At 68.6% G+C, this 10,620-nt stretch carries 11 protein-coding genes and 1 pseudogene; 10 read left to right on the plus strand and 2 right to left on the minus strand.

All coding sequences use genetic code 11. From position 1 onward, the window contains the following. A pseudogene (locus L0H79_RS16730) lies at positions 1-1,181 on the plus strand (restriction endonuclease subunit R); the annotation flags it as partial. Beyond that, positions 1,168-1,902 carry a M48 family metallopeptidase gene (locus tag L0H79_RS16735; RefSeq protein ID WP_301485786.1) on the plus strand — a complete coding sequence of 245 codons (735 nt, stop codon included), beginning with the start codon at positions 1,168-1,170 and terminating at the stop codon, positions 1,900-1,902. The pseudogene L0H79_RS16730 and the gene L0H79_RS16735, both read left to right, overlap by 14 nt. A gap of 604 nt (positions 1,903-2,506) precedes the next feature. On the opposite strand, the gene L0H79_RS16740 is transcribed toward L0H79_RS16735, so the two are convergent. Then, positions 2,507-3,193: an Abi family protein gene (locus L0H79_RS16740; RefSeq protein ID WP_301485787.1), complete on the minus strand. Its 687-nt coding sequence runs from the start codon at positions 3,191-3,193 to the stop codon at positions 2,507-2,509. Between the two features lie 306 nt (positions 3,194-3,499). Next, positions 3,500-4,081 carry a recombinase family protein gene (locus L0H79_RS16745; RefSeq protein WP_301485788.1) on the minus strand — a complete coding sequence of 194 codons (582 nt, stop codon included), beginning with the start codon at positions 4,079-4,081 and terminating at the stop codon, positions 3,500-3,502. A 193-nt stretch (positions 4,082-4,274) separates the two neighbouring features. On the opposite strand from L0H79_RS16745, the gene L0H79_RS16750 reads away from it, so the two are divergent. The 8 genes from L0H79_RS16750 (at position 4,275) to L0H79_RS16785 (ending at position 10,556) form a co-directional block, all read left to right on the plus strand. Continuing rightward, positions 4,275-4,730: an RNA methyltransferase gene (locus L0H79_RS16750; protein ID WP_301485789.1), complete on the plus strand. Its 456-nt coding sequence runs from the start codon at positions 4,275-4,277 to the stop codon at positions 4,728-4,730. Positions 4,731-4,757: 27 nt separating this feature from the next. Next, positions 4,758-4,907: a hypothetical protein gene (locus L0H79_RS16755; protein ID WP_301485790.1), complete on the plus strand. Its 150-nt coding sequence runs from the start codon at positions 4,758-4,760 to the stop codon at positions 4,905-4,907. Further along, entirely contained in the window at positions 4,904-5,317 is a 414-nt protein-coding gene (locus L0H79_RS16760; RefSeq protein ID WP_301485791.1) for a PIN domain-containing protein, read from the plus strand. The genes L0H79_RS16755 and L0H79_RS16760 overlap by 4 nt, the downstream gene beginning before the upstream one ends. Before the next feature lie 61 nt (positions 5,318-5,378). Beyond that, positions 5,379-7,838, plus strand: coding sequence for a wax ester/triacylglycerol synthase domain-containing protein (locus L0H79_RS16765; protein ID WP_301485792.1), 2,460 nt, complete (start codon positions 5,379-5,381; stop codon positions 7,836-7,838). Next, positions 7,835-8,731, plus strand: coding sequence for a DMT family transporter (locus L0H79_RS16770; protein WP_301485793.1), 897 nt, complete (start codon positions 7,835-7,837; stop codon positions 8,729-8,731). Before L0H79_RS16765 ends, L0H79_RS16770 begins: the two co-directional genes overlap by 4 nt. Further along, positions 8,728-9,480 (plus strand): SDR family oxidoreductase, encoded by a 753-nt coding sequence (locus tag L0H79_RS16775; RefSeq protein WP_301485794.1) that lies wholly within the window; start codon positions 8,728-8,730, stop codon positions 9,478-9,480. Before L0H79_RS16770 ends, L0H79_RS16775 begins: the two co-directional genes overlap by 4 nt. Positions 9,481-9,528: 48 nt before the next feature. Next, the gene (locus L0H79_RS16780) at positions 9,529-9,795 is read left to right on the plus strand and encodes a hypothetical protein (RefSeq protein WP_301485795.1); all 267 of its coding nucleotides are present in this window, start codon (positions 9,529-9,531) and stop codon (positions 9,793-9,795) included. After that, on the plus strand, positions 9,789-10,556 hold the full coding sequence (locus L0H79_RS16785; RefSeq protein WP_301485796.1) for a copper homeostasis protein CutC: 768 nt from the start codon (positions 9,789-9,791) through the stop codon (positions 10,554-10,556). The genes L0H79_RS16780 and L0H79_RS16785 overlap by 7 nt, the downstream gene beginning before the upstream one ends. Positions 10,557-10,620 lie beyond the last annotated feature (64 nt).

Raw genomic sequence — 10,620 nt, forward strand, 5'->3', positions numbered from 1 at the left:
ACCCGTCACGACACGCCGGACACCGGTCGACCGATTACGCTACGTGGCATTGGGCGATCTGCCGGGTGAACCGACTCGACGGGGACGACAAGACGTACGGGTACATCGTCGACTACCGCGACTTGTTCAAATCACTCGACAAGACGGTCACCGACTACACCTCGGAAGCCTTCGGGGAGTACGACGACGACGATGTTGAGGGCCTGGTCAGCGATCGCAGCGAGCAGGACCGTACGGATCTCGAGGACGCTCTCGACGCTGTCCGCGCCCTGTGCGAACCTGTCGCCCCGCCGAAGAACACGCTCGACTACCAGCACTACTTCGTCGCAACGACACCTGGCGACGCCGACCAGATCAAGGAGAACGAGCCGAGGCGCGTACTTCTGTACAAGTCCGTGGCCAGCCTGGTCCGAGCCTTTGCGGCGGTGGCCAGCGACGTGGCGTTCGTGGGGTACTCGGTGACCGAGATGGCTTCGATCAAGGACGAGGTCGCCCACTACAGCGCTGCGAAGCGAGAGGTCGAGGTCGGTGCGGGCGAAGACATCGACATGAAGCAGTACGAGGCTGGCATGCGTCAGCTGCTCGACAGCTACATCCACGCGACCCCGGTGGAGCAGGTGGCGGACCTGGAGAAGACTCTGGTCGAGCTGATCGTCGAGCGTGGTTCCGACGCCATCGACTCGCTACCCCCCGGGATCAGGGGCAGCAGCGCGGCGACCGCAGAGACGATCATCAACAACGTCCGCAAGACCATCGTGGACGAGCACTCGATGAACCCGCGGTACTACGACCACATGTCCGAACTTCTGGATGCGCTCATCGAGAAGCAGCGCGAAGAGGCTGAGGACTACGCAACCTATCTTCATCAGCTCATCGAACTGGCGAAGGATGTCGGTACCCGTGAGGTGCCCGGCGGCAACGAGTACCCAGAATGGGCGAGCACGCCGGCTCGCCGATCGATCATCGACTTCGCGTGGTCACCGGCGGACCTCACAGTTGACTATAAAGCCGTGCATCACCGAATCCAGGTGAGCAAGGAGCATGGCTGGGCCTCCGGCGGAGCCGGAAAATTCAAGGAACGTGCTCTGGCTCGTGAGCTTCGCAAGGAACTTCCTGGCATCGAAGATGCCTGTCTCGCCGAGTTCATCGAACTATTGAAGAATCACGATGAATACCGGTAGCGAGAACCTCAAAGTCGCTGGACTGGAGGTAGATGTCGTCTTCAAGGACATCAAGAACATGCATATCTCCGTTTACCCTCCGGTCGGGCGAGTGCGCGTAGCAGCACCCCGCAGAACGACCGAAGAAACGATTCGCCTTGCGATCGTTCAGCGCTTCTCGTGGATCAAGCGACAGCGGCAGCAACTCCTGAATGCAGAGCGGCAGAGCGCGCGCCAGATGGTCTCGGGCGAGACTCACTACGTGTGGGGTCAGCGGTACCTCTTGGATGTCTCGAAGTCGAGCGGTGCGTATGGCGTCGAAACTAAAGGAAATACGCTCTGGTTGATCACTCCTGGTGGAACTGACGCTGCAGGGAGACTCGCTGCCCTTGACCGCTGGTACCGACGTGAATTGAAGGCTGTTGTGCCTGTCCTGCTGCAGAAGTGGCAGCCGATCCTCGGAGTACAGGCTGAGAAGGTCGTTGTACGTCGGATGAAGACTAAATGGGGGACGTGCGTGACCTCGTCGCGAACGATCTGGCTCAATCCGGAGTTGGCGAAGAAGGACCCGAGGTGCCTCGAGTACATCGTCGTCCATGAATTGACACACCTGCGCGAACGCGGGCATGGAGACAGGTTCGTGTCGCTGATGGATCAAGTCCTGCCTGACTGGAGGGCCCGTCGTGACGAGCTGAACGATGCCCCTCTGGGACACGAGGAGTGGGACCATGACCTCGCGTGATCAGTTTGTGTGCCGGCAACGCCGACCCCCTCTTTATCGCGTGCGCTCTCAACGGTCAGGGAGCTTGCGAAGAGTCGTTGTTCAGACGCACTTGGGTGGTGGTCTCCGATGACAAGACTGTGCTGGCCAAGGGCGGAGCCTCGCTTGACGCATGGACCATCGACGAGTTTGTCACCGTCCGCGGAGACTGCCGCTTGAGCAGCTCGTGCACAACTGGTCATTACTGGCTCTTCACAGATGAGGGTGAAGGGGTCGGCGGCGCGTCGGTCCTAGGTAGGTGTCGAGGTCCCCCGAGGACGGAAGTTCTGACACTGCCCATCTGGAAGACCTCCACGTGCCTAGATCGAGCTGCTAAGGGACGCTGGGTACGTCGTGGCCGGGATGACCCTGCCGACCATGCGATCACCCTGCACGAGTTGTCCGCACAGGATCACCCGAGGTTGTCGCTCGTCTTCGGCACCGAGGGGGAGGGCTGTCGAAACGGACCTCGGCGACGGTGGATGTGCGGGTCAAGATCCTGATGATGGGGGGCGACTCGATCAACGTGGCCGCGTCATCCGCGGTCGCCTTCTACACGACGAGATGACGCGACCACGACGTCGGATCAGGGGCACGCCGCGATCAGACGTGGCACCAGGCTGTGCCGATCGATGAAGATCCGAAGGTCCGGGTCGATGAAGCCGGCCACACCCAGCAGGTCGTCATAGCGCCCCTGGACGTCCTCCGACCAGACGCGGTGATGGTGGCCGTTCCGATTCCTGAACTCGCGCAGCCGCTCGACGGGCTGCTGGACCGTGGGCTGCGCACGGTTCGGCGCATGAAAGAAGGCGTCGGCGAGATCGGGCCAGAGTGCCATCTGGCGGCGCGAGACCATCTGGTGCCAGAACCCGAACGAGACCTCGGAGATGATCTGGCCGGCGCTCATCGTCTTCCGGTTGTCACGCACTCGCTGCTTGGCCCGGTCGATGTCCTTGTACGGCTGCCGATGCCTTCCCGGGCCGTTCGCGTCACGACCCAGTTCCCGAGCGTCGTCGAAGACCCAGTGGCCCGAACGCCCACGGGCGGTGTGCCGCAGTGTCATGCGATCGTCGAGCCTGTTGCGCAGCGCCACCTCGAAGTAGGCCAGGGATTGCCAGAAGGCACCGGAGACGGCGACGTTCCAGCGGTAGAGCTCCATCGCCGCCGCCGCGTCCCCGCTGGTGCGCGCCAGGTAGTGCTGGAGGCGCGCGTGCGCGAAGTGCTGCTCGTAGAAGGCCCAGTCGCCCATATTGGCCACATCCCCGCCTGCCATGTAGTGTTGATGTCGAACACCCCGGAACCGTCCCTGTAGCTCTCCTCGGAGAGCAGATCACACGGCCGGGGTTCTGCTTTTGCCCCACGCCATCTGCGAGATCGTGATGGCAGGCTACCGCCGCACTGCGCCAGTGGTCTTGACCATCCTCGGGCTGGTGTTCAGCTTGACGGAGTCGACGTTGGCAACGATGTGATCTTTGAGTGCGCCCTCTGGGAGTGGATCGAGGTGCGACCGGATCGAGTGTGCAGATTTCGCTCAACCCTTTCGCCGCCCGCCGCTCCGGCCCCTTCCATCAACGCCTGGTCAAAGGCCTGTTGGTAGCGACTCGGGAGCAGCTGTTCGCGCCTCAGCAACGTTCGCGACGGTCCCGCGGGACACGCCGATGGCCGTGGCGATCGCCCGGAGTGACTCGCCACGCGCCCGGCGCATCATGATGTGTTGGCGCGCGGCGTCGTCGACCACGCTCGGTCGCCCGATCAGTGCGCCCCGGGTGCGTGCCTCACCGTGGCCCTCCTGGATAGAAAGTCTCCGTACCAAACGTCGCGAACAGTCGAGCGCGCGACCGTACTCGACCGTCTCGTGCAGGGGAGCGCTACTGGCATACCCGGTGAGGATCCGCAGCCGTACGCCGCGGTCGTGGAGGCGGGCCAGGACGATGTGGGAGGTAGCGTGCTTCGGGCCGAGTATGCCGACGTGCTCGATGGCGAGGGCATCGTTGGGACCCAGGGCCTCGAGCGCTGCGCGGAGCCCTGGGCGATTGTCGATGACGAGTCTGCGATTGGCGCGCTCTTCGAAGACGTCATCGCACAAGGGATCGAGGAGAGCGTGCTGGCGCGATGCGTCGACAGTGTCGCAGCTGACGCGGACCAGACCGATGAGCGCCAAGGTCGCCTACCTAGGATCGAGCAATTAGGGGGGGCCGCGCAGAGATCGCGCGGAGCTGGTTACAGGCTATGGGCCGCAGAGTGGCTGAATACTTGTTGGACACGAGAGTCGTGCGGCGCGGCAGTGGGTTGCCGGACTGGCCGGTTGTGACGCGGGCCAGGCGCGAGCGACGACAGCTTCATGGGCCAAGCTCATGTGCGAAGCCGCTTTGCGGCACGCAGAGCGGCTATCAGCACCGCACAACGTCGGTGCCGCCTTCCGGTCGGCCGCGGCGCTCGGCGTCGACGCGGTGCTGGTGACACCGCGGTGTGCCGATCCGCTGTACCGCCGCTCGATCCGGGTCTCGATGGGGACCGTCTTCCAGGTGCCTTGGACGCGGATCGATCCCTGGCCCGCCAGCATCGAGCTGTTGAAGGCGGCAGGTTACCTCGTGGCGGGCATGACGCTGGGAGAGGACTCCATCCCTCTTGACGAGCTGGCCGCGCAGGAGCATCCGAAGCTGGCACTGGTCTTCGGCACCGAGGGTCACGGTTTGTCGGCCAAGACCGAGCCGATGCTCGACGTGCGGGTCAAGATCCCCATGGCCGGCGGCGTCGACTCGCTGAACGTCGCGGCCTCGTCCGCGGTTGCCTTCTACGCGACTCGGTAACGACTGCCGCAGCTCGGCGCATCAAAGGTGCACCTTGTATGTAATGACCTCGCGCTGCGCCGGCTCATCGCCTCGAAGCAGAAGGGCGCGATGATCGACGGCAGCACCGAGCTGACCGATCTCCCGACGGAGCTCGGCGCGCCGGTGGTCTCTCCGGCCACGCCCCAGGCCTCGTGACCGACTACCTGGTCGACGACTCCGTCTGGGCCGGGCTCGTCAGCGGCGACCCGGGCATCACCGCCCGGCTGCGGTGCATCGAGCTCGCTCCGGCCGACCTCTTCGTGACCTGCCCGCCACAGGTGCTGGAGTTCTGCCACCGCGCCCGGACGCCCGAGGAGCCTGCGCGCTGTCGGGAGCGGATCTCCCTCGGGTTCCCGCTCGAGCACGCACCCGACGAGTCGCTGGTGCTCGACGTCCAGAGCGCCCTGTGGAGCTCGGGCCTCGTTCGCGCTGCGGGCTCGCTGGACATCCTCATCGCCGGCTGCGCCATCGCGAACGACGCGACCGTGCTGGCCGCCGACCACGACTTCGATCACATCGCGAGGGTGACCGGCCTGCAGCACGAGTACATCGCGCCCTCGGCGTGATCCCGGGTAAGAGAGGTCCAAGGGCCCGGCGTTACGCTGGAGGGGACGTCCAGGTGCAACGGTGGTGCAGGCGATGGTCATGACCGCAGGTCGCAGTTCCGGGGGACCACAACGCCTGCTCGTGCTGTCGGCCGACATGGGCGGAGGGCACGAGGCGACCGCGGCCGCACTCGAACAGGCGGCGGCGGGGGTCTGGCCCGGCGTCGAGATCCAGCGGCTCGACACACTCGACGTCATGGGCCCAGGCATCGGGCGGCTCTTTCGGCGCATCTACGTCGACAACGTCGAGCACACCCCGTGGCTCTACGAGTTCTTCTACGCCCAGCTGTGGCGACACACGTGGTTCGCCGCGGCCTCCAAGCGCTTCACCGGCAGCTGGAGCGGACGCCGCCTCATCGACCGGATCGACCGGTTCGACCCGGACCTGATCGTCTCGACCTACCCGCTCGGCAGCGCCGGCCTGGCTTGGCTGCACCGGCACCGCGGCCTGCAGCAGCCGACAGCCGCCTACGTCTCGGACATCGCCCCGCACCCCTTCTGGATCCACGGCAGCCTCGGCGTCAACTTCGTGGTCCACGACGCGGCGGTGACCTTGGCCCGGGCCTGCGACCCGGAGGCCGTCGTCGAGGTGTGCGCGCTGCCGGTCCAGGCCGCCTTCCACCCCGGGTCCCGGGCAGAGGCCCGAGGCCGTCTCGGCCTCGCGCCCGACGCCCTCGTGACCCTCGTGTCGTGCGGTGCCTACGCCTTCGGGGACGTCGCACAGACCGTCGGCACCCTGCTCGGGGCCTCCGAGCGCGTCCAGGTCGTGGCCGCCTGCGGCCGCAACGACGAGACGAGGACCCGGCTGGAAGGCTTGGGGGTGCCAGCCCACCGGCTCAAGGTGCTCGGGTGGACCGACGAGATGCCGGTGCTCGTGCGGGCCTCGGACATCGTCGTGAGCAACGCCGGCGGAGCCATCGCGCTCGAGGCCATCGCCTCGGGCCGCCCGCTCGTGATGTTCCGCCCCATCGCCGCCCACGGCGAGGCGAACGCGAACCTGCTCGTCGTGGCGGGTCTGGCCGAGCTCTGCACCGACGAGGACCAGCTCGACGCGTACATCCGCGCCGCGGTCCGGGGCAGGGGGGCGCTGCACGAGATGGGGGAACGGGCCGGTGAGCTGGCCGGGCGAGGCTCGAGCGGGGACAGCCTGCGGCGGGTGGCCGGCTCGCACCCGTCGGGCCGAGGCCGCCGCACCTGGCGGGTGCGCCCCTCGGATGCGTTCTTCCTGCACGCCGACACGCCGCAGCGCGTCCAGGAGGTCGGCGGCATCCTCGAGCTCGACCACACGGCGGCGGCGGGCCTCACGGTCGAGGACGTGCGCGCCACGATCGGCCCGCGGGTCGCCGGGCTGCCCATCCTGCGCCGTCGTCTCGTGGGGTCTGCCCGGCTCGGGTGGGACATGTCCGGCGCGGCCGACCTCACCACCCACATCACCGCCGTCGAGGCGAGCCACGGCGCGGACGCCGCGTGCGACGACTACTGGTCCGAGTCGCTCCCATCGGACGGGTTCCCGTGGGGGGTCCGGCTCGTCCAGTCGCCCGACGAGGCGCGCACGGTCCTGCTCGTGAAGACCCACCACGTGCTCGGCGACGGGATCTCGCTGATCGGGCTGCTCGACCGCCTGCTCGACCCCGCACCCGGGGATCCGCTCGAGGAACGGCGCCCCGCACCTGGGGGAGCGGCGCACGGGAGCGGGCGCAGCGGCATACGACATGGCCTGCGGCAGGGGCGCCTCGTCGCCGAGGGCCTCGGCAGTCTCGCCGCGCGCAGCATCGGGCGATGGGCCGTCGTCGACTCCGCGCAGTCGTCGCGGCGGCTCATCGCGACGGCCACGGTCGATGAGGCGCGCATCAGGGCCATCGCCTCAGCTAGCGGGTGCCGCGCGCACGAGGTCGTCATCGCCGTGGTCGCGCACGCGCTGGCCCGGACCCTGACGGACGCTGGGCTCGTCGACGGGACGCTCCCGCTGCGCGCCATGGTCCCCGTGGCGCGCCGGGCACCGCGCCTCGACCGCGTCTTCGGCAACTGGACCGCGGCCGTGACGGTCGACCTGCCCCTCGGGCCGATGAGCTTCCGGCGACGGCTCGAGGAGGTCATAGGACAGCTTCGCGCCCGAGCCCGGCGCGGTGAGCCCCAAGGGGCCTTCGTCGCGATGGAGCTGCTCGCGCGCCTGCCCGCGCCGGTGCTACCCATCGTCGCTCGAACCATCTACACGAGCCGGTTCTTCTCCACGATCGTGTCGTACATGCCCGCCGCTCACGGCGACCGCTGGTTCGCAGGAGCGAGGGTCGGCTCGCTCTGTCCGGTGGTGCCGCTCGCCGAGGGGATTCCCGTCACGGCAGGGGCCATCGTGCAGGGCGGGACGGTCGGCTTCGGCATCGTCGTCGACGACGCGCTGCGGGCCAGCGGCATCAGCCGGGCGGCCACGAGTCGCGCTGTCGCGGACACGGTGCGGGAGGCCGAGCTCGAGGTCCTGCGATGAGCTCGACGTGGCTCGTCGGAGCCCCGGCGGCCCTCGTGGCCGCGGCCTTCTTCGGCGCCGCCGGTGTGCTCCAGCACCAAGCTGCCCGCTCTGTCCCCGAACGGGTTCCGCTGCGCGTCGGCCTGCTCGTCCAGCTGGTCCGCATCCCCGGTTTCCGGTATGGGGTCATCTGCGCGGCGCTCGGCTTCGGGCTGCAGATCCTCGCCCTGCACGCGGCGCCACTGCCGGTGGTCCAGCCGATCCTCGTGACCGGCGTGCTCTTCTACCTGCTGTGGGGCACCCTGTTCCTGGACCGGCCGGTCGACCCGAAGCTCGTCCTGGGCGCGTTGCTCGCGCTCGCCGGGCTGAGCGGGTTCCTCGTGGTGGCCTCGCCGACGGCAGGCACGTCGAACATCAGCGGAGTCGCGGTCCTGCCCCTCAGCATCGCCCTGGCCGGCGTGGTCGTGATCTGCCTTGCCGTGGCGGCCCGCACCCACTCGGAGAACAGGTCCATCCCGTTCGCCATCGCGACCGCCGTGTTCTACGGCGTCACCGCCGGGCTCGTCCGGTCCCTCGTGACACAGCCCTACGACGGGGTGGGCGGGTTGTTCACGCACTGGCAGCTGTACGCCATCGCCGTCGTGGGGCCCCTCGGCTTCCTGCTCAACCAGAACGCCTTCCAGGAGGGGGTCGTCGGCTCGGTCGCCGTCGGCATCATCACGGTCGGTGACCCCATGGTGTCGATCGGGCTCGGGGTGGCGTGGTTCGGCGACCGGCTCACCGAAGGCCCCGCAGCCGTCACCGGGCAGGTGCTCCTGCTCATCCTCATGACCGGGGGGATCGTCATCCTGACCCATCGCGCCAACCTCATGGCCCTGGCTATCCGCGAGAGCAGCGACCGGGAGACGACATGACCCACCTCGCGGGCGCGTATGCCGTTGTCACCGGGGGCTCGTCGGGCATCGGGGCGGCGACCGCCCGTCGCCTCGCGAGCGAGGGGGCGCGGGTCGATGTGGTGGGCAGGAACGCCGAGCGACTCCGGGCGGTCGCCGCTCAGACGGGCGGGGAGGCGGTGCGGGTGGACCTCACGGACGCTGCGGCGCGGCGCGACCTGGCCTGCCGGCTGCGGGACGACCCGCCGGACGTCCTCGTGCACAACGCCGGGGTGGGTCTGGTCGGTGAGGCCTGGGCGGACGGGCAGGCGGACGGGTTCGCGGGCCTGATCGAGACGAACGCGCGCGCCCCGATCGAGCTGACCGCAGCCGTCCTGCCCGCGATGTTCGGACGCGGCAGCGGGCACCTGGTCTTCGTCGGGTCCATCGCAGGTGCGCTCGGTGTGGCCCACGAATCCACTTACGCGGCAAGCAAGGCCGCCATCATGACGTATGCCGCTGGGCTGGCCTCCGAGGTCCGCGCGCGAGGGGTGCGGGTGACCGTCGTCATCCCCGGGGTCGTCGACACCCCGTTCTTCGAGCGGCGCGGTGCGGCCTATCACCGGCGCTTCCCGAGGCCGGTCTCGGCCGAGCTGGTCGCGCGGCGTCTGGTCGAGGGGGTGCGGCAGGACCGCGATCTCGTGGTCGTGCCCCGCTGGCTGCGGGTGCCGATGGTCATGCGGGCGCTTGCGCCGGGCACGTACATGCGGCTCGCGTCACGGTGGGGGTGAGTCTGTCGGCGCTGGGATCATCCGTGGTGGAACCGGCATCCTTGAGGCATGCCAGCCACGAAGTCGAGCGGGAGAGACCCCGGCATGGCGAGAGGCCCCGACCCGGCCCCCTCACGAGGGCGGCTGATCATCGGGTGCGGGCTGCCGGGAAGCGGCACGACGACCTTGGCCAAGAAGTGGGCCACCGAGCGAGGTGCGGTTCGGTTCTGCCCAGACGACTGGCTCGCGGCATTGGGCAGGGACCTCTGGGAGGCAACCTGCGTGAGGTTCATCCCCGCCTCCGACCTGCCGCTCGGCGAGGTGGCTGCGTGCTGACCCGGCCCGCCCTGGAGATCGCCGTCGCTAGCCCATCCGGGGCCGGAGCCGCGCGCGTCGGCGGAGCGGACAGGGTCGAGCTGTGTGCCGGCTTGGAGCTCGGCGGCCTGACGCCCTCCCAGGCGCTGGTCGAGCAGGCGGTGGACACCGGCATCCCGGTGCACGTGCTGATCCGGTGCCGCCCGGGCGGCTTCACCTACGACGGGGACGAGGTGGCCCTGATGGTCCGGGAGGCCGTCACTGTGCTCGATGCCGGTGCGAGGGGGGTTGTCGTCGGCGCGCTCACCGCGGAGGGTGGGTTGGACGGGGAGGCGGTCTCTCGCCTGGTGACCGCGGCCCGCACGGTACGCGAGGACACCGAGATCACCTTCCACCGGGCCGTCGACCACGCCACCGATCCCGTGGGCCTGGTGGCCGAGCTGGCCGGTCTGGGCATCGACCGGGTGCTGTCCTCCGGTGGCGCAGCGAATGCGGCGGACGGGGCGGCCACCCTGGCTCGATTGCTCGACGTGGCTGGGCCGGTCCAGGTGATGGCGGGCGGCGGGGTCCGCATCGAGGACCTCCCGGCCCTGGCTGCCGTTGGTGTGCACGCGATCCATCTGTCGGCGAAGCGCCCGGTCCTGGCGCACCTCACCGGAGGCGTGCCCCTCGGTGTCGCCGATGAGCAGGGCAGCGCGGGAGTGAGCCACTACACCACCGACCAAGCCCTCGTGGCCACCGCCCGCCGCGCCCTCGAGGACTGGGCCTCTCGTTCTCGATGACGCGTGAGGGTCACGCCTGAACAGGTCCTCGCTCGGTGCGATTCCAGACCCGGGGGCGTCGATG

This window comes from Intrasporangium sp., from assembly GCF_030452765.1.
Taxonomy (GTDB): domain Bacteria; phylum Actinomycetota; class Actinomycetes; order Actinomycetales; family Dermatophilaceae; genus Intrasporangium_A.

Excerpts from the sequence above, each read along its gene's own strand:
- L0H79_RS16735 (WP_301485786.1), top strand. The coding sequence starts at position 1,168 with ATGAATACCGGTAGCGAGAACCTCAAAGTCGCTGGACTGGAGGTAGAT.
- L0H79_RS16740 (WP_301485787.1), bottom strand. The coding sequence starts at position 3,193 with ATGGCAGGCGGGGATGTGGCCAATATGGGCGACTGGGCCTTCTACGAG.
- L0H79_RS16750 (WP_301485789.1), top strand. The coding sequence starts at position 4,275 with ATGTGCGAAGCCGCTTTGCGGCACGCAGAGCGGCTATCAGCACCGCAC.
- L0H79_RS16770 (WP_301485793.1), top strand. The coding sequence starts at position 7,835 with ATGAGCTCGACGTGGCTCGTCGGAGCCCCGGCGGCCCTCGTGGCCGCG.
- L0H79_RS16775 (WP_301485794.1), top strand. The coding sequence starts at position 8,728 with ATGACCCACCTCGCGGGCGCGTATGCCGTTGTCACCGGGGGCTCGTCG.
- L0H79_RS16780 (WP_301485795.1), top strand. The coding sequence starts at position 9,529 with ATGCCAGCCACGAAGTCGAGCGGGAGAGACCCCGGCATGGCGAGAGGC.